This window comes from Geodermatophilus sp. Leaf369, from assembly GCF_001424455.1.
Lineage (GTDB): Bacteria > Actinomycetota > Actinomycetes > Mycobacteriales > Geodermatophilaceae > Klenkia.
On record NZ_LMQA01000001.1, the window covers coordinates 1,466,536 to 1,485,821 of the forward strand.

The 19,286-nt window shown below is 74.7% G+C and carries 24 protein-coding genes; 8 read left to right on the plus strand and 16 right to left on the minus strand.

Annotation, left to right across the window (positions count from 1 at the left end; genetic code table 11):
* Positions 1–127 precede the first annotated feature (127 nt).
* Positions 128–1,111 (plus strand): glucosyl-3-phosphoglycerate synthase, encoded by a 984-nt coding sequence (locus ASG36_RS07260; RefSeq protein WP_055761300.1) that lies wholly within the window; start codon positions 128–130, stop codon positions 1,109–1,111.
* Here ASG36_RS07260 and ASG36_RS07265 read toward each other — a convergent pair.
* From ASG36_RS07265 to ASG36_RS07275, 3 genes are read right to left on the minus strand one after another with little or no spacing between them, the layout of a single operon-like run.
* Entirely contained in the window at positions 1,104–1,769 is a 666-nt protein-coding gene (locus ASG36_RS07265) for an HAD family hydrolase (RefSeq protein WP_055761304.1), read from the minus strand. The genes ASG36_RS07260 and ASG36_RS07265 overlap by 8 nt on opposite strands.
* Positions 1,770–1,799: 30 nt before the next feature.
* Positions 1,800–2,090, minus strand: coding sequence for a hypothetical protein (locus ASG36_RS07270; protein ID WP_055761307.1), 291 nt, complete (start codon positions 2,088–2,090; stop codon positions 1,800–1,802).
* Positions 2,087–2,884, minus strand: coding sequence for a DUF427 domain-containing protein (locus tag ASG36_RS07275; RefSeq protein WP_055761310.1), 798 nt, complete (start codon positions 2,882–2,884; stop codon positions 2,087–2,089). The genes ASG36_RS07270 and ASG36_RS07275 overlap by 4 nt, the downstream gene beginning before the upstream one ends.
* Positions 2,885–2,943: 59 nt before the next feature.
* Between ASG36_RS07275 and ASG36_RS21835 the strand changes: the two genes are divergently transcribed.
* Positions 2,944–3,402 (plus strand): DUF5946 family protein, encoded by a 459-nt coding sequence (locus ASG36_RS21835; RefSeq protein WP_157498620.1) that lies wholly within the window; start codon positions 2,944–2,946, stop codon positions 3,400–3,402.
* Positions 3,403–3,442: 40 nt separating this feature from the next.
* Positions 3,443–4,192 (plus strand): TetR/AcrR family transcriptional regulator, encoded by a 750-nt coding sequence (locus tag ASG36_RS21840; protein ID WP_055761316.1) that lies wholly within the window; start codon positions 3,443–3,445, stop codon positions 4,190–4,192.
* Here the strand turns inward: ASG36_RS21840 and ASG36_RS21450 are convergent.
* From ASG36_RS21450 to ASG36_RS07300, 3 genes are all read right to left on the minus strand, one after another.
* Positions 4,090–4,713, minus strand: a complete 624-nt coding sequence (locus ASG36_RS21450) for a TetR-like C-terminal domain-containing protein (protein ID WP_235494673.1) — start codon at positions 4,711–4,713, stop codon at positions 4,090–4,092. The two genes, ASG36_RS21840 and ASG36_RS21450, sit on opposite strands and share 103 nt — an antisense overlap.
* 132 nt (positions 4,714–4,845) lie before the next feature.
* A complete protein-coding gene (locus ASG36_RS07295) occupies positions 4,846–5,151 on the minus strand; it encodes a hypothetical protein (protein ID WP_055761322.1) in 306 nt (101 codons plus the stop codon).
* 10 nt (positions 5,152–5,161) lie between these two features.
* On the minus strand, positions 5,162–6,052 hold the full coding sequence (locus ASG36_RS07300) for a 1,4-dihydroxy-2-naphthoyl-CoA synthase (protein ID WP_055761325.1): 891 nt from the start codon (positions 6,050–6,052) through the stop codon (positions 5,162–5,164).
* Positions 6,053–6,104: 52 nt separating this feature from the next.
* Here ASG36_RS07300 and ASG36_RS07305 point away from each other — a divergent pair, with 52 nt between their 5' ends.
* Complete coding sequence (locus tag ASG36_RS07305; protein ID WP_055761328.1) at positions 6,105–6,890, plus strand: endonuclease/exonuclease/phosphatase family protein; 786 nt, start codon at positions 6,105–6,107, stop codon at positions 6,888–6,890.
* Here the strand turns inward: ASG36_RS07305 and ASG36_RS07310 are convergent.
* From ASG36_RS07310 to ASG36_RS07320, 3 genes are all read right to left on the minus strand, one after another.
* The gene (locus tag ASG36_RS07310; RefSeq protein WP_055761331.1) at positions 6,871–7,536 is read right to left on the minus strand and encodes a Pr6Pr family membrane protein; all 666 of its coding nucleotides are present in this window, start codon (positions 7,534–7,536) and stop codon (positions 6,871–6,873) included. The genes ASG36_RS07305 and ASG36_RS07310 overlap by 20 nt on opposite strands.
* A 7-nt stretch (positions 7,537–7,543) precedes the next feature.
* Complete coding sequence (locus ASG36_RS07315) at positions 7,544–8,785, minus strand: hypothetical protein (protein WP_055761333.1); 1,242 nt, start codon at positions 8,783–8,785, stop codon at positions 7,544–7,546.
* 99 nt (positions 8,786–8,884) lie between these two features.
* On the minus strand, positions 8,885–9,346 hold the full coding sequence (locus tag ASG36_RS07320; protein WP_055761335.1) for an NUDIX domain-containing protein: 462 nt from the start codon (positions 9,344–9,346) through the stop codon (positions 8,885–8,887).
* A gap of 209 nt (positions 9,347–9,555) precedes the next feature.
* Here ASG36_RS07320 and ASG36_RS07325 point away from each other — a divergent pair, with 209 nt between their 5' ends.
* Positions 9,556–10,656 carry a type IV toxin-antitoxin system AbiEi family antitoxin domain-containing protein gene (locus ASG36_RS07325; protein WP_055761338.1) on the plus strand — a complete coding sequence of 367 codons (1,101 nt, stop codon included), beginning with the start codon at positions 9,556–9,558 and terminating at the stop codon, positions 10,654–10,656.
* Positions 10,657–10,715: 59 nt separating this feature from the next.
* Here ASG36_RS07325 and ASG36_RS07330 read toward each other — a convergent pair whose 3' ends face one another.
* Entirely contained in the window at positions 10,716–11,189 is a 474-nt protein-coding gene (locus ASG36_RS07330) for a CoA-binding protein (protein WP_082522839.1), read from the minus strand.
* Positions 11,186–12,475, minus strand: a complete 1,290-nt coding sequence (locus tag ASG36_RS07335) for an O-acetylhomoserine aminocarboxypropyltransferase/cysteine synthase family protein (RefSeq protein WP_055761345.1) — start codon at positions 12,473–12,475, stop codon at positions 11,186–11,188. The genes ASG36_RS07330 and ASG36_RS07335 overlap by 4 nt, the downstream gene beginning before the upstream one ends.
* An 82-nt stretch (positions 12,476–12,557) precedes the next feature.
* Here ASG36_RS07335 and ASG36_RS07340 point away from each other — a divergent pair, with 82 nt between their 5' ends.
* Entirely contained in the window at positions 12,558–12,908 is a 351-nt protein-coding gene (locus ASG36_RS07340; protein ID WP_055761347.1) for a VOC family protein, read from the plus strand.
* 43 nt (positions 12,909–12,951) lie between these two features.
* Positions 12,952–13,251, plus strand: coding sequence for a hypothetical protein (locus tag ASG36_RS07345; protein WP_157498622.1), 300 nt, complete (start codon positions 12,952–12,954; stop codon positions 13,249–13,251).
* Here ASG36_RS07345 and ASG36_RS07350 read toward each other — a convergent pair.
* On the minus strand, positions 13,223–14,386 hold the full coding sequence (locus tag ASG36_RS07350) for a hypothetical protein (protein ID WP_157498624.1): 1,164 nt from the start codon (positions 14,384–14,386) through the stop codon (positions 13,223–13,225). The genes ASG36_RS07345 and ASG36_RS07350 overlap by 29 nt on opposite strands.
* Positions 14,387–14,582: 196 nt before the next feature.
* Between ASG36_RS07350 and ASG36_RS07355 the strand changes: the two genes are divergently transcribed.
* Positions 14,583–16,187 (plus strand): GGDEF domain-containing protein, encoded by a 1,605-nt coding sequence (locus ASG36_RS07355; protein WP_235494675.1) that lies wholly within the window; start codon positions 14,583–14,585, stop codon positions 16,185–16,187.
* Here the strand turns inward: ASG36_RS07355 and ASG36_RS07360 are convergent.
* Genes ASG36_RS07360 through ASG36_RS07375 form a run of 4 tightly spaced genes read right to left on the minus strand, consistent with a single transcriptional unit; the run spans position 16,165 to position 19,220 of the window.
* On the minus strand, positions 16,165–16,896 hold the full coding sequence (locus ASG36_RS07360; RefSeq protein WP_055761357.1) for an IclR family transcriptional regulator: 732 nt from the start codon (positions 16,894–16,896) through the stop codon (positions 16,165–16,167). The genes ASG36_RS07355 and ASG36_RS07360 overlap by 23 nt on opposite strands.
* Positions 16,897–16,906: 10 nt before the next feature.
* Positions 16,907–17,824, minus strand: a complete 918-nt coding sequence (locus ASG36_RS07365) for a PDR/VanB family oxidoreductase (protein ID WP_055761359.1) — start codon at positions 17,822–17,824, stop codon at positions 16,907–16,909.
* Positions 17,821–18,090, minus strand: coding sequence for a hypothetical protein (locus tag ASG36_RS07370; protein WP_055761361.1), 270 nt, complete (start codon positions 18,088–18,090; stop codon positions 17,821–17,823). The genes ASG36_RS07365 and ASG36_RS07370 overlap by 4 nt, the downstream gene beginning before the upstream one ends.
* A complete protein-coding gene (locus ASG36_RS07375; RefSeq protein ID WP_200944355.1) occupies positions 18,087–19,220 on the minus strand; it encodes an aromatic ring-hydroxylating dioxygenase subunit alpha in 1,134 nt (377 codons plus the stop codon). The genes ASG36_RS07370 and ASG36_RS07375 overlap by 4 nt, the downstream gene beginning before the upstream one ends.
* Positions 19,221–19,286: the final 66 nt, after the last annotated feature.

Genomic DNA, 19,286 nt, shown 5'->3' on the forward strand with positions numbered 1-19,286 from the left:
GACGGCGGGAACGGCCTGGTCAGGCTCCGTTACGGGCGTGTGCCCCGCGCCGCGCCGGACGTGAAGATCGCGTGAACCCGCCCCTGCGGACGCGACAGGAGAGGCAGGGGTGTCTGACAGTGGGCGCATGAGACCCGACGCCCGCGCCTGGTTCGAGCACCGCACCACCTCGGCCACCTCCCTGGCCGAGATCGACGTCCCCGCCCTGCTCGCGGCCAAGCGCCGCGGGGGCCACCGGGTCTCGGTCGTGCTCCCCGCGCGCAACGAGGCGGCCACGGTCGGCGGGCTGGTCCGCGACCTGGTCACCCGCTGGGTGGAGGACGTGCCGCTGGTCGACGAGGTCCTGGTGATGGACTCCGACTCCACCGACGACACCGCCGCGATCGCCCGGGCTGCCGGCGCCGACGTCGTGGCCACCGCCGACGTGCTGCCCGGCCACGGGTCGCGCCGCGGCAAGGGCGAGGCGCTGTGGAAGTCCCTGGCCGCCACCAGCGGCGACCTCATCGTGTTCGTCGACTCCGACCTGCTCAACGACGTCAGCCACTACGTGCCGGGCCTGCTCGGCCCGCTGCTCACCGACCCGCGGGTCGACTACGTCAAGGGCTGCTACACCCGCCCGCTGTCCGTGGACGGCGAGGTGCGCGCGGCCGGCGGCGGCCGGGTCACCGAGCTCACCGCGCGACCGCTGCTCAACGCGCTGTGGCCCGAGCTCGCCGGCTTCGTACAGCCCCTGGGCGGGGAGTACGCCGGACGGCGCTCCGCCCTGGAGCAGGTGCCCTTCGTCTCCGGGTACGGGGTCGAGGTGGGTCTGCTGGTCGACCTGCTGCAGGTCTGCGGCCTGCCCGGCCTGGCCCAGGTCGACCTCGGCACCCGGGTGCACTCGCACCAGACCGACGAGGCGCTCGGCGCGATGGCCGGTCAGATCCTGTCGACCGTGCTGGCCCGCTCCCAGCGCGGCAACCGGCACCGCTCGGCACCGGGCGGGCTGCTCACCCAGTTCGCGCACGACGGCGAGGGCTTCGTGCCCACCAGCATCCCGGTGGCGGTCGACCAGCGGCCGCCGATGGTGACCGTGGCCGACTACGTCGAGCGGTTCGCCGCCGTCAGCTGAGCGCGGTGGCGTCGAGGTCGGCGGCCAGGTCGCCCGGGGTGTCGTACAGGGCCACGGCGCCGGCCTCGCGCAGTTCGTCGTCCCCGAAGCCGCCGGAGCGAACGGCGATGGCGGGCATGCCCGCCCGCTTCGCCGCCTGCACGTCGAAGACCGAGTCCCCGATCAGCACGGCGGGTGCGTCCTCGGGCTCGCCCAGCTTGCGCAGCGCGGTCTGCAGCAGGTCCGGCGCGGGCTTGGACGCCTCGACGTCGTCGCTGGTGGTCCAGTCCTCGGCGAGGTCCCGGGCGTCGAGCAGGTCGAGGTAGACGTCGACCTGCGACTGCTTGCCCGAGCTGGCGAGCACCAGCCGGTGGCCGCGGTCGCGGACCGCCACCAGCAGGTCCCGGGCACCGGGCAGCGGGGACAACTCGCCCAGCAGAGGCTCCACCTCGGCCGCCCAGCGGTCCCGCACCTCGTCGCCGACCCGGTCCTCCAGCTCCTGCCCGCCGATCGCGGCCACCAGCTGGTCCCCGCCCATCCCGATCAGCCGGTGCAGCCGCCACACCGGGAAGGTCTTCCCCACCGAGCGGAACGCCCGGTACCAGCCCAGCGCGTGGTGGTAGTTCGAGTCGACGAGGGTGCCGTCGACGTCCAGGACAGCGATCACGGGTGCGGGCACGGTCCCCGCGGTGCCCAGGGGCCGGTGGGCTCAACCCGAGGTGGTCTGCTCCGCGCAGTCGGCCAGCAGGGCGTCGGCGACGGGCAGGTCGTCGACGTCGAGCTCGACGTCGGCGCCCTCGTCGTCGACCGCGCCCTGCTCGGCGAACGTGTCCAGCGTGCTGCCGGAGACGTCGGCGTCCAGCAGGCCCGCGGCGAAGCAGTCGGCCAGCGCGGCGGGGGCGCCGTCGTCCTGCAGGGCGGCGCTGATCGTCGAGGCCGCGGGCGGGCTGCCGCAGCCGGCCAGCAGCAGCGCGCCGACCAGCAGCAGGGGCGCTCTCACCCGACCAGCACCTCGACGTCCTCGGCGGAGTCGTCCACGCCCCAGTACCCGGCCGCACCCTGGGCCTCGGGGAACGCCGCGACGTAGGACCACAGCAGGTCCTCCCGCCGGGTGCCGTCGACGGTGAGGTGGGCGTAGCTCGCCACGCCCTTGTAGGGGCACTCGCTGCGGGTGTCCGAGGCCGTCAGCGCCGCCGGGTCGACCGCCTCGCGGGGCAGGTACCAGCGGGTGGGCAGGCCGGTCTCGTACAGCGCGACGGCCCGGTCGGTCCGTGCGACGACGGTGCCGCCCACCGTGACGGTGACCGGGCGGCTGCTGCGCCGGGTGTCCACCCGGTGGAAGGGGTCGCGCGGGTGGCCGCCGAAGACAAGCTCGTCCTCCTCGTACCAGGCGTCCAGCTTGCCGAAGTAGAAGGCGACGAGCCCGGCCAGCTCGGGGACGGCGTCCAGCGGCTCCGGGTAGCCCCAGACGGCGTCCTCCACCACCCGGTCGCCGACGGTCAGCGACCAGTAGACGGCGTCGCCCTTGAACGGGCAGTGCGTGCTGGTGGCGGTCGGGGTGAGCAGGTCGAACCGGACGTCCTCGCGCGGCACGTACCACTGGGGCAGCAGCGCGCTCTCGTGCAGCAGCACCGCCCGCTCGGTGTCCACGACGGTCTGACCGGCCAGGACGCCGCGGACCCGCTGCGGCACCGCGTGCAGGTAGAGGAGGTGGGCGGGGGCGGCGGACAGGTCGACGTTGAACCGCCCGCGGTTGGCGTGCGCGAGCGGGCCGGGGCCGGTGGTCAGCGACATGCCGCACAGTCTCCCCCCGGCGGCGGGCGGGCCGCCGCTGCGTGCGGCAGGATCGCCGGGTGCCGTCTGACCCGTCCCCGGCCGCCGCTCCCCCGGCTCTGCCCGAACCGTCGGGCATGGTCTCCCGCTGCCCCGGGTGCGGCGCCGTGCTGGCCGCGGTCCCCGGTCTCGAGGTCCGGCACGAGGGCGCCTCCCCCGCCTGCACCCGGCTCTTCGACGTCACGGTCCGGGGCCTGCGCGACGAGGCCCCCAGCGACCTGCGGGCCGCCGGCGTCCTGGAGCTGGCCGAGGCCACCTACGACGCCCAGCACCCGCTCGGGGACGACGCGGCGGTACTGGCCCGGCTGCGGCAGCTGCTGGGCGACGGGTCGGCGGCCCCCGCCGTCCGGCCCGAGCAGTGGACGACGACGGTCGCCGACGTCGCCGCCGACCTCGACGTGGTGGACCTGCCCGCGCTGGTCCGGTCCTGGTCGGCCGCCGTCGTCGGGGACTGGACGGGCGTCACGACCCGCCGCTGACGCGCTTCCCCCGGACGCGACCCCTGCCTACGCTGCCTGCGTGCAGGAGGGCAACGACCGGCGGGCGCGGAAGAAGGCACTGACGCGCACCGAGATCCGCGACGCCGCACACCTGCTGTTCGCCGAACGGGGCTTCGACGCGGTGACCATCGCCGACGTCGCCGAGCGGGCCGACGTGGCCGTGCAGACCGTCTTCAACCACTTCGCGACGAAGGAAGACCTGTTCTTCGCCGACCGCACGCCGTGGGTGGACCGGCCCGCCCAGGCGGTGCGGGAGCGACCCGACGGCGTCGGGCCGGTCGCGGCGCTCCGCCGGTTCCTGACGGCGGAGATCAACTCCTACCCGGGAATGGTCACCCGCCTGGCCCGCCGCCGGTACCTCGAGGTGCTGAGCGCCTCGGCGGACCTGCGCATCGCGGAGATGCGGCTCTACCGCCTGGCGGAGCGCACCCTCGCCCGCGCCGTCCTGGAGGCGTGGGGGTCCCCGGTCGGCGAGTCACCCCGGTTCCAGCTGTCAGCCGACCTGGTCGCCGGCCAGTTCCTCAGCGCCGCCCGGGTGCTGATCGTGGCCCAGCGGCGGCTCATCCTCGACGAGCAGGCCGACGTCACCGACGCCGACATCGCGGCCACGACCACCGCGGTCTTCGACTCGCTCGCGGCCGGGCTGCAGGTGCTCGACGACCGGGCTCAGGCCGAGAGCACCGCTGTCGGCTCGACGACGGGCAGCAGCACCTCGGCCACCAGCTCGTCGACCTCACCGGCGGTCAGCGGCACCGCGAAGGCGGTGTAGCGCTCCCACCACAGGGCCTGGACCAGCGTGCCCAGCAGCGCGCGCCGGTTCTCCGGGACGACGACGCCCCGGTCGGCCGAGCGGTCGGTGATCTCGGTGAGCACCGCGGCCAGCGGCTGGACGACCGCCGAGTCGAGTCCGGCACGCAGCTCGGGGTCGTGCCGGGCGGCGCCGACCAGGCTGGCCGCGGCGCGCTCCTCGCGGTCCAGCGGGCGCGTCCAGGGGCCGAGCAGCTCGGTGAGGTCGCCGCGGACGGAGCCGGAGTCCTCCGGGGTGCGGACGAGCTGGAAGCCGGTGACCGCGTGCCGGGCCAGCGCCGCCATCGTGGGCCAGCGCCGGTAGATGCCGGCCTTGCCGGCCCGGGCACGGGCGGCGACCCGGTCGCTGTTGAGCCGGCCCCACCCCTCATCGGCCAGGATGTCGACCGCCACCGAGGTCAGCTGGTCGCTGAGCTCGGGGCTGAGGGGCCGTCCCGGAGAACGCACCAGCGCCGGTGCGGGAACGTCATTGGTGCTCGTCACAACCCCATGGTGCCTCTAGGAGTGGAGTCACCACAACGACCGACGTCCGACAATCCCGCGTGTCCCTTACGCCGTCAGCCTGGTGTCACTCGGCGTGACGAAAACAGGTCGTCACGTGTTCAACCAGTCACCTCAGCCGGCGGCGGACTCCACGTGCACCCGGATCCCGGCGCCGTCCTCCACGAGCCAGCCGTGCTGCTCGGCGTAGCGGAGCATGCCGACCCAGCCCGGGTCGGTGTCCGGCAGCTGCGCAGCGGCCCGCAGCGCGGCCGTGTCGAGCACCGCGTCGTCCGGCCCGTCGAGCCGGCCCAGACCGGCCGCGCGCAGGGCGGCGTCGGCCTCCGCGGCGTCGACCACCCCCAGCGCGAGGTGCAACCTCGTCAGGTCGTCCACGTCGACCACCCGGACGTCGTCCGGGCCCAGCACCTCGACGATCACGTGCGCCTCCTCAGACGTGCCAGGGGAACCGGCTGAAGTCCGCCGGCCGCTTCTCCAGGAAGGAGTCCCGCCCCTCGACGGCCTCCTCGGCCATGTAGGCCAGCCGGGTGGTCTCCCCGGCGAACAGCTGCTGACCGACGAGCCCGTCGTCGATCGCGTTGAAGGAGTACTTGAGCATCCGCTGCGCGGTCGGGCTCTTGGCCACGATCCGCCTGCCCCAGTCCAGCGCGGTGGCCTCGAGCTCGGCGTGCGGGACGACGGCGTTGACCATGCCCATCCGGTGCGCGTCGGCCGCGGAGTACTCGTCACCGAGGAAGAAGATCTCCCGGGCGAACTTCTGCCCGACCTGGCGGGCCAGGTAGGCCGAGCCGAACCCGCCGTCGAAGCTGCCGACGTCGGCGTCGGTCTGCTTGAACCGGGCGTGCTCGGCGCTGGCCAGGGTCAGGTCGCTGACCACGTGCAGGCTGTGCCCGCCGCCGGCCACCCAACCGGGGGTCACCGCGATGACGACCTTGGGCATGAAGCGGATCAGCCGCTGCACCTCCAGGATGTGCAGCCGCCCGCTCACCCCGGCGCCGGCCTCGTAGCCGTACTTGCCGCGCACCCGCTGGTCCCCGCCGGAGCAGAAGGCCCAGCCGCCGTCCTTGGGGCTCGGGCCGTTGCCGGTGAGCAGGACGCAGCCGACGTCGGTGGCCAGCCGGGCGTGCTCCAGGACCTGCAGGAGCTGGTCGACGGTCTGCGGCCGGAAGGCGTTGCGGACCTCGGGGCGGTCGAAGGCCACCCGCACGACGCCGGCGTCCACCGCCCGGTGGTACGTCAGGTCGGTCAGGCCCTCGAAGCCCTCGACGGTCTGCCAGGCGGCCGGGTCGAACGTCTCGGAGACGCCCTCGAGTGCACTCACGCAGGCGACCGTAGCCCGCGCGCGCCCGACCCAGAACCCGCAGGGTGGGCCCATGCGCGTCGGCACCCTGAACCTGGCCTCCGGGCGCGACTCCTCGGGCCGGTCCGCCTCCCGCGACGACCTGTCGGGCGCCCTCGCCGACCTGGACGTCGACGTGCTGGCACTCCAGGAGGTCGACGTCGAGCAGGCGCGTTCGCACCGGGTGCACCAGCCCGCCGCGGTGGCCGAGGCGGTCGGGGCCACCGACTGGCGGTTCGCCCCGACCCTGGCCGGCACGCCCGACCCGTTCGCCTCCTGGACGGCGCTGGACGGCGTCCTCCAGGGGCCCGGCGACGCCGTCACCGGACCGCACTACGGGGTGGCACTGCTCAGCCGGCTGCCGGTGCGCCGCTGGCACGTGCTGGGTCTGCGGGCCGGCCCGCTCAAGCTGCCGCTGGTGGCACCGGACCCGCGCACCGGCGGCCGGAAGCTGTGGTGGTTCCCCGACGAGCCCCGCGCCGCGATCGCCGCCGAACTCGACGGGGTGACCGTCGTCGGCACGCACCTGTCCTTCTCCGCCCCCTCGGCAGCCCGGCAGCTGCGCCGGGTGCACCGCTGGACCCGCTCGCTGCCCGGCCCGGTGCTCGTCGCCGGCGACCTCAACCTCGGCGGCTCGCTGTCCTCGGTGGTCACCGGTGGCCGCCGGCTGGTCAGCGAGCGCACCTGGCCGGCCCCGGACCCCAAGGTGCAGTTCGACCACCTGCTGTCCCTGGGCGGCCTGGTGGGCACCGACCCCGTCGTCACCCGGCTGTCCCTCGGGGACCACCGGATGGCCGCGGTCACCGTCGTGCCGGGCTGACCTCCGTGGCCGGGAGCCGGCGGTCGACCAGCCGGAACAGCAGCAGCAGGGCGATCGCCAGCACCGCGACGAACGCCAGGTTGCGCAGCGCGGTCGGGTAGCCGATCTCGACGACGTCCATGAACGGGTAGGGGTACCAGTCGGTGAGCGCGCCCAGCGCCAGCGCGTAGCCGATCCAGCCCAGCGGCCAGGCCATCGACCAGCCCACGGTGTGCCCGGTGACCCGCGGGCGCGGCCCGAAGGCCAGCCAGCCCACGACGGCGAGCAGCGGCGCGGCGTAGTGCAGCCCCGCGTTGGTCCACCACCCCAGCCCGACCGGGTCCAGCGTCGGGCCCAGCACGAACACGTAGACCAGCCCGGTCACCGTGATGCCCAGCAGCGCGGTCAGCCGGAGCACCCGCCAACCCCGGCCGTCGTGGTCGGGGTCCCGGGTCAGCGGCAGCACCGCGGCCAGCAGCAGCAGGTTGCTCTGGACCGTGAAGTAGGAGAAGAACCGCAGCACCCGCATCCCGGTGCCCGGGTCGTTCGTCGGCACCAGCACGTTCGCGCCGGTCACCGCCCGGCCGAGCTCGGTGAGCACGGAGACGGTCACCAGCACCGCGAGCACGGTGTGGAAGACCCGGGCAGCGGTCCGTCGGTCTGTCACCGCGGGATCATCGCCCGGCGCGGGCCCGGCTGACCAGCACCGTGCCGGACCCCGCCGCCAGCAGCAGGCCACCGCCCAGGGCGAGCAGGCCGACCGGGGTGCCGGTGGCGGCCAGCTGCCGGGCGGGGGTGACGGCGACCGGGGCCACGGGGACGGCGACCGGCGCGGAGGACGTCGCGCTCGGCGTCGCGGGTGGGGTCGTCGGCGGGGTGACCGGGGGCGCTGCCGCGACCGGCAGTGCGGCGCTCACGTCGAGGACGTCGCCGTCGGACAGGTCGACCGACACGGTGGTCGGTGCGGCGTCCACCCCGGCCGGCGGAGCGACGACGACCACCACCGGCTGGGCGACGACGGCGGGGAAGTCGAACGCGCCGTCGGGACCGGTCACCGTCGTGGCGGGAGCGTCGGTCGCTGGATCGACCAGCGGCTCGCCCTCGGGGGTCTCCAGGGTCACCGTCAGGCCCGCGACCGGGGCCTCGGGGGTGGCCGGTGGCGGGGTGACGGTCCCGGAGAGGGTCGCGGCCAGGGCGGCGACCCAGAGCTGCGCGGTGGGCGTGGTGCCGACCGTGGGCCGGCGGGTGGAGACGAGGGTGACGGAGGTGACCTCCGCGGTCGGCCGGAACCAGGCGGACGCTCCCTCGGAGTCCAGACCCGTGGCGTTGTCGGCGGTCCCGGCGACGGTGACGGCACCCCCGGCCGAGCTGATCGCCGGGACGTTGCCGGCCTCCGGGCCGGGGCACACCCCCGGGTCGGTGCTGTCGGCCGGGTCTGCGCCACACAGGGAGAACGCGGCCTGCACCCCCAGCTCCGCCGCGGTGAGGGGCTGCTGGTCGACACCGGTGCCGGTGACCACGAACGACTCGGCGTCGACGTCGCCGAGCGCGAAGCCCCAGGAGCCCGCCGGTGCAGGGGAGGCGAGGGTGAGGACGGTGGTCGTCGCCTGGGCACCGGTCCGGACCGAGAGGTAGGACTGCCCGGCCGACGTGCCGAAGACGGCCCCGAACGGGGTGGCCGCGTTCAGGAAGAGGGCGGACGTCGTCGGCGTGGTCGGCGCCAGCCCACTGGTCGTCGACCGCTCGATGCCGGGGAAGCCCACCACCGCGGTGTCGTAGCTGCCGGCAGCGGCACCCCCACCCGTGGGCAGCCCGTAGGTGCCCCGCGGCGGGGCGGCCGCCGCGACCCCCGGGAGGGCGACGGCACCGACGAGAGCGGCGGCGAGGGACGCGAGGACGAGGCGCGGCAGGCGCATCCGGTGGACTCCGCAGTTCGAGGGGTGACCCGTGCCCGACGATCCTGCACGCTCCCGTTCCGGCACAGGACGAGCCGCGCCGACGTCCACCCGGACGTGTCAGCCCAGGAGCGGCAGCAGCGTGGGGAGCGAGGCGGCCAGACCCGGGTGCAGCGGCACCCCGAGGTCGGTGGGCGACAGCCAGGCCACCCCGACGCTCTCGTCGTTGAGCCGCAGGTCCGCCGGCTCCAGGTCACCGACCGGGGTGGCCAGCACGGTGGTGTAGCTCCAACCGCCGTGGTCGTCGACGCTCTGCGCGCCCAGGACCAGCGCCGACGCCGTCAGCCCCAGCTCCTCGCCCGCCTCGCGCAGCGCACCGTCCACCGCGGACTCGTCCGGGTGCAGCGCCCCGCCGGGGGTGCCCCAGGTGCCGCCGTGGTGGCTCCACTCGACCCGGTGCTGCAGCAGCAGCTCCACGCCGTCGGCCCCCCGCCGGTGCACCAGCAGCCCGGCCGCCCCGGCCAGCCCCCAGTGCCGGTGGCCCAGCGAGCAGCGCGTCCAGCCGTCGGTGGGTGACCTCACCGCCCCATCCTCCCCTGCCGCACGGACAGCCGGCGGGTGGTTCCCCCCGCTGGCGGGCCATTGCACCGGTCCGCCACCGTGCAGAACGGCCCCCGACCCCGGGAGCAGACCCAGGCCCGACGCGCTCGCCGGCGTCCACACCCGCCGGCGGTGTCCACAGATCCGTTCCCGGGACCCCGGGTGGCCGCGGCGCGGGTCACGGTCGGGGCATGACCCTCGTGCTGCCGCTGACCACCCGGGAGACCGCCCGCCACCGGTTGGGCCTCGTCACCCGCCCTGCCCTCCTGGCCCGCGGGGTGACCGACCGGGAGATCGCGGCGGCTGTCCGCGCGGGAGAGCTTCGCCAGGTCCGGCGGGGCGCCTACGTCTCGGCCGCCGACCTGGCCGAGGTCGAGCGCACCCGTCGACTGCCGGGACTGCGGGCCCTGGCGGTGAGCGCGGCCGTCGGCGGCGGAGCGGCGCCGCTGGCCGCAGGCACGGCCGCCTGGGTCTGGGGCCTGCCCCGCTCGGCCCGTCGCCACGGCACCGTCGACCGGGTCCACCTCGTCGACCCGGCCGGGGCGGGTGGCCGGGGCCGCGACTGGGTGCTCCACCGGGCAGCCCTGCCACCGGACGAGGTGACCCGCCGGGGCGCCTACCTGCTCACCACCCCCGCCCGGACGGTGGTGGACGTGGCCCGGACCTGGCGGGAGGTCGATGCCGTGGCTGCCGCCGACGCCGCGCTCCTCCGGGGGCTGACCACACACGAGGAGCTGGTCGAGACGCTCGAGCGACACGCCACCGTTGCCGGCACACCCGCGGTGCGGCGGGTCCTGGAGCTCGCGGACGGCCGGGCGGAGAGCTGGCTCGAGACCTGCGGTCGACTGGCCTTCGCGGCCGGTGGACTGCCGCCCTTCGTCCCCCAGGTCGAGATCTGGCTCGACGGCGAGCTGCTCAAGGTGGTCGACGGGTGGTACCCCGAGGCGGCGCTGGCCGTGGAGTTCGACGGACGCTCGAAGTACCTGGGCCCAGCCGACCAGCGGACCGACGTGTGGGAGGAGAAGCGCATCGAGGACCTGCTGCGGTCGTTCGGCATCCGCTTCGTCCGGGTCACCTACCGGATGCTGGCCGAGGAGTGGTCACGACTGCGGGCCCGGGTGCTGCGGGAGCTGGCGCTGCCCGGCCCGCGGCACCGCGAGTTCAGCGAACGGGCCCGCCCGGTCGGGAAGGTGCGGACCGGGACGGCTGACGACGGCTGGCTGTGGCGGGCCCAGGACACCCTGGGTGGCCCCCTCGGCCCCGGTGGGACCGGGGGCGCGGGTCACTTCTGACGGTGGCGGGGCGTTGCACCGGCTCGCCACCGTGCAGAACGGCCCGCCACCCCCCTGGGTCAGCGGCGGGCCGGACGGCGGCGGGAGCTGATCACACCGGTGTCGAAGCCGGCCAGGTGCAGGCCGCCGTGGAAGCGGGCGTGCTCGATCTTCAGGCAGCGGTCCATGACCACCTCGAGGCCGGCGTCGGTGGCCTTCGCGGCCAGGGCGTCGTCGGAGAGCCCCAGCTGCAGCCAGAACGTGCGCGCGCCGACCGCGATCGTCTCCTCGAGCACCCCGGGCAGGTCGGCGGGCTTGCGGAAGACGTCGACCAGGTCCGGGACGCCGGGCAGCTCGGCCAGCGACGGGTACACCGGCCGGCCGAGGATCTCGCTCACCCGCGGGTTGACGAACCAGACCTCGTACGGCGTGGTCGACAGCAGGTAGGTGGCCACGAAGTAGGAGGCCCGCGACGGGTTGTCCGAGGCGCCCACGACGGCGACCGTGCGGGTGCGGTCGAGGATCGTCTGCCGTTCGCCGGCGGTCGGGTTCACGCCCGCACCGCCTGGGTCAGCGCCTGGTCCAGGTCCCACAGCACGTCCTCCACGTCCTCGAGCCCCACCGAGATGCGGATCAGGTCCGGGGACACCCCACCGGTCTCCAGCTGCTCCACCGAGAGCTGGCCGTGCGTGGTCGAGCCCGGGTGGATGACCAGGGTGCGGGCGTCGCCGATGTTGGCCAGGTGGCTGCACAGCTCCACCGACTCCACGAACCGCCGTCCGGCCTCGCGGCCCCCGACGACGCCGAAGCTGAACACCGCCCCCGGGCCCTCGGGCAGGTACTTCTCGGCCAGCGCGTGGTGCGGGTGGTCGGGCAGCCCGGAGTACCGCACCCAGGCGACCCGCTCGTCGGCGTCGAGCCACTCGGCGACGCGCTGGGCGTTGGCGACGTGCTCACGCATCCGCTGCGGCAGCGTCTCCACGCCCTGGATGAGCAGGAACGCGCTGTGCGGGCTGAGCGAGGCGCCGATGTCGCGCAGCTGCTCGCTGCGCAGCTTGGTGAGGAAGCCGTACTCGGCGAAGTTGCCCCACCAGGAGATGCCGCCGTAGGACTCCGTCGGCTCGGTCATCTGCGGGAAGTTGCCGTTGTCCCACGGGAAGGTCCCGGCGTCGACGACGACGCCGCCGATCGTGGTGCCGTGCCCGCCGATGAACTTGGTCGCGGAGTGGATCACGAGGTCGGCGCCGTGCTCGATCGGCCGGCAGAGGTACGGCGTCGCCGTGGTCGCGTCGACCACCAGCGGGATGCCCGCGGCGTGCGCGACCTCGGCCAGGCCCGCGATGTCGCTGACCTCGCTGCCCGGGTTGGCCACCACCTCGGCGAACAGCAGCTTGGTGCGCGGGGTGATCGCCGCGGCGTAGTCGGCCGGGTCGTTGCCCCGCACGAACGTGGTGGTCACCCCGAACCGGCGCAGCGTGACGTCGAGCTGGGTGATCGTGCCGCCGTAGAGCGAGGCCGCGGCGACGATCTCGTCCCCGGCGCCGGCGAGCGCGGCGAAGGTCAGGAACTCCGCGGACTGCCCGGACGACGTCGCCACCGCCCCGAGCCCGCCCTCCAGCGACGCCATCCGCTCCTCGAACGCGGCGACCGTCGGGTTGCCGATCCGGGTGTAGACGTTGCCGTACTTCTGCAGCGCGAACAGGTTCGCGGCGTCGTCGGCGCTCTCGAAGACGTAGCTGGTGGTCTGGTAGATCGGCACCGCCCGCGCCCCGGTCGTGGGGTCGGGCTGACCCCCGGCGTGCAGGGCCCGGGTGCGGAAACCCCAGTTGCGATCGGCCATGCCGCCAGTCTCCCCCGACGGTTGCGATCCCGGCCCGGCGGGCACGAGGCGTGGAGACATCCGACGAGCGAAGGAGAACGACATGGCCAGCGGAGTGGCGAGCGTGTGGGTGCCCGTGGACGACATGGAGCGGGCCCGGGCCTTCTACCGGGACGTCCTGGGCCTGCCCGAGGGCAAGGTCACCGAGGACTGGAGCGAGTTCGACGCCAACGGCCTGATGATCGGGCTGAACGGGCGTGAGGACACCGGTCACTCGCACGGCGGCGCGGTGATCACCTTCCAGCCCGACGGCGGCATCGAGTCCGAGGTCGAGCGGCTGACGGGCGCCGGGGTCGAGTTCACCGGCGGGATCAGCGAGCACCCGTGGGGCAAGATCGCGCCCTTCAAGGACACCGAGGGCAACGACCTGCAGTTCTACGCACCCCCGGCGTGAGGTGCGTGCCGGGGCCGCCCCGCGGCCCCGGCACACTGCGCGCATGACCACGACCGTGCAGTTGCGCCGCTACGCCGTCGAGCCGGGCCGGATGGCCGACTTCCTCGCCTGGTTCCCCTCGATCGTCCCTGTCCGCCGGCAGTACGGCTTCCGGGTGCTCGAGGCGTGGGTGGACGAGACCAACGACGCCTTCGTCTGGGCCGTCGAGCTCGACGGCGACGAGGACCACTTCCGCGAGGTGGAGGCCACCTACAACGCCTCGGCCGAGCGGGCCACCGCCTTCGAGACGTTCCCGAAGGTCATCACCAGCCAGGTCAACTCGTTCGTCCGGCCGGCTCTCTGACCTCGGCGGGCTCGTCGTCGTCGGAGCCGTCGGGCTGCTCCTGCAGCGCGTCACGGCGGAACCGCCAGACCAGGCCGAGGACGACGAGCTCGACGGTCGCCGCACCCGCGGCGACCCACTGCTCGGTGTAGAAGAGCAGCACGTTGACCAGGGTGAGGGCCAGCAGCAGGCCGCCCTGGCCGATCTCCACCCCGCGCCGGTCGCGGCCCCGGAGCAGCAGCACGGCCGCGACCAGCAGCAGCACCCCGACGACCAGGTCCAGGCCGACCCGCAGGAGCAGCAGCGTGACGCCCAGCCCGTCCTGGATGCCCACCCGGGCGTAGTCGTTGGCCGCGTCGGCCAGCGACGTCGTCGTCCCGTCGAGCAGGTCGACGCCGATGAAGGCGACCACCGCCAGGTCGCCGACGGCGACCACCCCCAGCGCGACCAGCGCGCCGACGGTGAGGCGGCGCAGCCGGGGGCCGGCGAGGTGCCGGTCGGCCCAGGCCCCGGCCCGGTCGGCCAGCCTGCGCAGCCGCCCCGGCTCCTCGATGCCGCCGTCCAGGGCGCCGCTGCGGGTCAGCTCGAGCAGCTCGCCCGCCAGCCGGGACAGCCGTTCGACGTCCGAACGGCCGGCGGACTCCAGCCGCCGCTCCAGCTCGCGCCGGTCGTCCCGGGAGAGGTCGCGGTCGACCACGTCGCCGAGCAGCTCGAGGGCGGCGTGCAGCTCGGCGCGCGGTGAGTCGTCGCGCTGTCCGCGCACCCGGAAGTACAGCCACAGCGCCAACACGAACACCGCGTAGGCCACCGGCGCGGCGGCGGCGAAGAAGTAGTCGTTGTCGACGGTGATGAACTTGCCGATCTCGTCGACGAACAACCCGGCGCCGATGCCGGTGAGCAGCCCCGCCCAGGGCAGCGCGGAGCGGTTGGCCAGCACCAGCGGCAGCACCCCGCCGACGAAGAGCAGCAGTCCACCCCAGACCGCGTGGGCGATGTGCAGGGTGTCCCCGCCCACGGTGGGGTAGTCGGTCAGCTCGAGGTACAGCCGGGTGACCACGATGGAGCCGCCGAAGCCCAGCAGCACGAGCTGCAGGTAGCGGTCGGCGTCCAGCCGTCGCACGAGGTGGTCGAGTCGTCGGCGGAGGGAGGCGGGCACGACACCGACTGCCCCGCCCCCGACACGACCAACCACCCCGTGACCTGGGTGTGACCGATGCGGCACGATCGGGTCCAGGAACACCCGGGAGGGTGGGAAGCGGCACTCCCGGGTTCATGAGGGGGGCCGGACTGACGATGGGGAGGACGTGGGCGACGCGATGGTGGTGACGGGCGGGCAGGTACCGGGTGCCGCCGTGCCTGCCGCCGTGCCCTCGACCGCGCCCACCGCCGCCCGTCTCGAGGCCACCCTCGACGATCTCGAGGCCCTCTCCCGCTTCGACCGGGACATGGACCTGGCCGCCCGCGGCGCCGAGGTGGCCGCGGCCGACGCCCGTGCTCTCGGGCTCACCGAGTTCGAGCTGCGGGCCGACCTGGTGGCCGCCGACGTCCGCCGTCGACGCGGGCACGTGGCCGAGGCCGGCCGCACCGCGCACGACGTGCACCGCTGGGCCACCGACCACGACGCCACCCACCTGCTCTCCCGCAGCCACTTCCTGCTGGCCTCGGTGTTCCAGGAGCTGGGCGACCTCGCGGTGGCCCTGGAGCACGCCGTGCACGCCGTCGAGCTGCTGGCCGACGACGCCCCGGCACAGCTGCAGATCGACCACCGCGTGCGACTGGCCGACTGCCTGGGCCTGCAGGCCGACGCCACCGCCCAGCACCGCTACTCCGAGGTGCTCGAGCGGGCCGAGGCCCTGGGCGACCTGGACCGGCTGCTCCTGATCCTCAACAACAGCGCCTACACCGCCTCCCTGGCCGGCGTGCACGACACCGCGCTGGAGCGCTCCACCCGGCTGCAGGCGCTGTCGGCCCAGCACGGCATCGGGCTGGACGTCGGCCGGCTGGACACCGTGGCCCGGGTGCTCGTCGGGCTCGGCCGCCTCGACGACGCCGAGGCGGCGCTGCGGCCGGGGCTGGCCCCGGAGGTGCTGGCCGGCTCCCCCGACGGGGACGACGGGGCCGACTTCCTGCTCACCCACGCCGAGGTGCAGCGCGCCCGGGGCCACCTCGTCGAGGCCCAGGCCAGCCTGGACGAGTGCGTCCGGCGGTGCGAGACCCACGGGCTGACCGCCATCCGGGTGCGTGCCCGCCGCGCCCAGGCCGAGCTGCACGCCGCGCAGGGCGACTTCGAGGCCGCCTACACCGAGCACGTGACCTACACCCGCGACGCGCTGGACCAGCTCGACGCCCAGCGGGACTCCCGGGCCCGCACGCTGCAGGCGATGTACGAGACCACCGAGGCCCGCCGGCAGAGCCGCCGGTACCGCGAGCTGTCGCTGCGCGACCCGCTGACCGGGCTCTACAACCGCCGCCACGTCGACGACCAGCTGCCCGCCCTGCTCGTGCAGGCCGCGGTGCAGGGCCAGGCCACCGAGGTCGCCCTGCTGGACCTGGACCACTTCAAGGCCGTGAACGACACCTGCTCCCACGAGGTGGGCGACGAGGTGCTCCGCCGGGTCGCCTCGCTGCTGGAGGGTGCCGTGACCCCCGAGCCGCCGGGTTCCTTCGCGGCCCGGATGGGCGGGGAGGAGTTCCTGCTGGTGCTGGTCGGGCTGGACGCCGGGACCGCCGCGCGACGCCTGGAGGAGGTCCGCCGGTCCATCGCCGAGCACCCGTGGGAGTCGCTCACCGGCGCCGTCCCGGTGACGGTCAGCATCGGTGCCACCAGCACGCGGTGGTCGGCCACGGCCGCCCCCTCGGAGCTGCTCAGCCGCGCCGACGGGCACCTCTACGAGGCCAAGCGCACCGGCCGCGACCGGGTGGTCGACGACCGGGTCACCCCGGCAGCGACCGGCTGATCCCGCGCGCGGCGGCCATCACGCCGGGCACGAAGGGCCGGACGACGGCGGCGGACTCGCCGCGCACCACGATCGACAGCGCCGCGACCACCTGCCCGCGCTCCCACACCGGCGCCGCGACCGACACCGCGTCGTCGGTGACCTGCCGGTCGCTGACCGCGTGCCCGGCGCGGCGCACCTCGGCCAGCACCCGGCGCAGCCGGGCCGGGTCGACCACGGTGTGCCGGGTGTGCCGCTGCAACGGGGCACCCAGCACCTCCTCCTGCACCTCGACCGGGGCGTGTGCCAGCAGCACCAGCCCCACCCCGGTGGGCGGCAGCGCGAACCGTCCGCCCACCCGGGTCAGCACGGTCACCGCGCCCCGGGCTGCGAACCGCTCGACGAAGACCACCTCGACCCCGTCCCGCACCGCGAGCTGCACGTTCTCGTGGGTGACCTCGTACAGGTCCTCCATGAACGGCAGCGCCACCTCGCGCAGCCCCAGTCCCCGCGGGGCGAGCGCCCCGAGCTCCCACAGCCGCAGGCCCACGCGGTAGCCGCCGTCCGCGTCGCGCTCCAGGCCGCCCCACGCGGTGAGCTCGGCGACCAGCCGGTGCGCGGTGGACAGCGGCACCCCCACCGCCCGGGCCAGCTCGGAGAGGGTGAGCACCGGACGGTCCCGGCCGAAGGCGTCCAGGACGGCGAGCAGCTTGCCGTTCGCCGTCCTCACCGCGGCAGTGTCACAGCTCCAGGACGAGCCGCGGCCCGGCAGCGCGCGAGACGCAGACGAACATCGTGTCGTTGGCGGCCTGCTCGTCCGGGGTGAGCAGGGAGTCCCGGTGGTCGACGTCGCCGGCCAGCACCGCGGTCTCGCAGGTGCCGCAGGTGCCCTCCTGGCAGGAGGAGAGGACGTCGACCCCCGCGGCCTCGAGCGCGGCCAGCACGGACTGCTCCGGGGTGACCGTGATCGTCGTCCCGGTGAGGCTCAACTCGACCTCGAACCCCTCGGCGCGGACGACGTCGCCGGCGTCCTTGGGGGCGAACCGTTCCACGTGCAACGTCCCGGCCGGCCAGCCGGCGCAGTGCTCCTCGACGGCGGCCAGCAGCGGCTCGGGGCCGCAGCAGTAGACCAGCGTGTCCGGCCGCGGGGTGCCGAGCAGGGCGTCGAGGTCGAGCAGGCCGACCTCGTCCTGCGGGTGCAGGGTGCCCTCGAGCTCGGCCAGGAACGCCATCGAACGCCGGCTGCGGCCGCCGTAGTGCAGCTCGTGGTCGGCGCCCGCTGCCCGCGCGGCGGCGGCCATCGGCAGGATCGGGGTGATCCCGATGCCGCCGGCGATGAAGAGGTACCGCGGGGAGGGCGCCAGCTCGAAGTGGTTGCGCGGGCCCTGCACGTCGACGTCGTCCCCCTCGCGGAGCCGGTCGTGCACGTACGCCGAGCCGCCCCGCCCGGCCGGTTCGCGCAGCACCCCGATCCGGTAGACCGACCGGTCGGCCGGGTCGCCGCACAGCGAGTACTGCCGGGTCAGCTCGTCGGTCAGCAGCAGGTCGACGTGCGCGCCGGGGGTCCAGGCGGGCAGGTCGGCGCCGGTGGGGTCGGCGAGCTGGAGGACGACGACGCCCTCCGCGCCCTCGGTCCGCCCCGCGACTCGCAGCCTCACGTGACCGCCCGCCGATCGCCTGCGGCCTGCCACGGGTGCAGCACCCGGTGCGGGGGCGGCACGTGCTCGACCGTCTCCTGGTCGGGCTCGACCACGGTGGCCGGGTGGTCGGGGTGGGCGAGCAGCCAGTCCTGCAGGTGGATCGGGTCGCCGGCCTCGGCGGACGCACCGCAGGAGCACTCCCCCACGAGCCGGTCGTTGCCGGGCAGCCAGGCCACCCGGGTGACCCGGTCGCCGTCCAGCATCCGGGTGGGCGTGGGGGTCACCGGCTGAGAGCCGCGGGGCTGTCGGGCACGCGCTCGGCGCCGGCCGCGGCCTGGGCGGCGATGATCCGGCGCGCGGCGAGCCCACCGGTGTCGATGTTGATCGACAGCTCCTGGTAGCCGTCGGGCTCCCCGGCCAGGACCCGCTCGAGCGCGTCGAGGGCGTGCACGTCCTGCAGCACGACGGTGCGGTTGCTCTCCGCGAGGTAGTCGCTGACCCCCTGGTCGTCGAGGGCGAAGTCGCGGGCGACGGCCCAGAAGTCGTGCGTGGAGTGCTCGGTCTCCGGGGTGATCGCGTAGACGACCTCGACGTGGAAGCCGCCCGGGTCGGTGCCGTCCTCGGCCGGCAGCACGCCGACCGGGGCGACCCTGCTGTGCAGCAGGTAGAGGCACGGCGGGTGGAACTCGATGTCCTGCCAGCGCACGATGCGGCCCTGGATGCCGGTGGAGTTGGCGTAGAAGGGCGGGCAGTCGGCGTCGTCCATGTGCCGGGAGACGTAGACGACCTGGGCGTCCTCGTCGACCTCGGTGGTGATCGGGGTGTTCGCCACCTCGGGCGTGCCGATGTAGCCGCCGTGCAGGTAGGTCTCGTGGGAGAGGTCCATGAGGTTGTCGACCAGCAGGCTGGCCCGCGCGGCGAGCGGCTCCATGCCGCTGACCGTGGTGTACCCCTCCTGGTCCAGCCAGGGCGCGCGAGGGACCGGCACGCTCCCGGCCTTCTCGTCCTCGCCGATGAAGACCCAGACGAAGCCGTCCTGCTCGACCACCGGGTACGTCTTGAGCCGGGCGGTGCGCGGCACCCGGGTCTGACCGGGGACGGCGACGCACTTCCCGTCGGCTCCGTAGGTGAAGCCGTGGTAGCCGCAGACGACGGTGTCCCCGACGAGGTGGCTGGGCTTCTCGCTGAGCGGGAACCGGCGGTGCACGCACCGGTCGCTCATGGCGGTGACCACACCGTCCTCCCGCCGCCAGAACAGGATCGACTCCCCGCAGATCGTCCGGCCGAAGACCTCCCGGTCCGGGCCGCTGCCGATCTCGCGCCCGTAGGCGGCGACGTACCACTGGTTGCGGACGATCGAGGTCATGCCGACGATCGTGATGGCGGTCACGACCGGGCGGAACAGGTCTTCCACGATGCGGAAAGGTGCCCGCAGGACGGCCGGTCGTCGTACGGCACTACGGTCTCCGCACCATCCGTG

Excerpts from the sequence above, each read along its gene's own strand:
- ASG36_RS07275 (WP_055761310.1), bottom strand. The coding sequence starts at position 2,884 with ATGTCGCTGACCACCGGCCCCGGCCCGCTCGCGCACGCCAACCGCGGG.
- ASG36_RS07305 (WP_055761328.1), top strand. The coding sequence starts at position 6,105 with ATGCGCGTCGGCACCCTGAACCTGGCCTCCGGGCGCGACTCCTCGGGC.
- ASG36_RS07315 (WP_055761333.1), bottom strand. The coding sequence starts at position 8,785 with ATGCGCCTGCCGCGCCTCGTCCTCGCGTCCCTCGCCGCCGCTCTCGTC.
- ASG36_RS07260 (WP_055761300.1), top strand. The coding sequence starts at position 128 with ATGAGACCCGACGCCCGCGCCTGGTTCGAGCACCGCACCACCTCGGCC.
- ASG36_RS07325 (WP_055761338.1), top strand. The coding sequence starts at position 9,556 with ATGACCCTCGTGCTGCCGCTGACCACCCGGGAGACCGCCCGCCACCGG.
- ASG36_RS07340 (WP_055761347.1), top strand. The coding sequence starts at position 12,558 with ATGGCCAGCGGAGTGGCGAGCGTGTGGGTGCCCGTGGACGACATGGAG.
- ASG36_RS07345 (WP_157498622.1), top strand. The coding sequence starts at position 12,952 with ATGACCACGACCGTGCAGTTGCGCCGCTACGCCGTCGAGCCGGGCCGG.
- ASG36_RS07335 (WP_055761345.1), bottom strand. The coding sequence starts at position 12,475 with ATGGCCGATCGCAACTGGGGTTTCCGCACCCGGGCCCTGCACGCCGGG.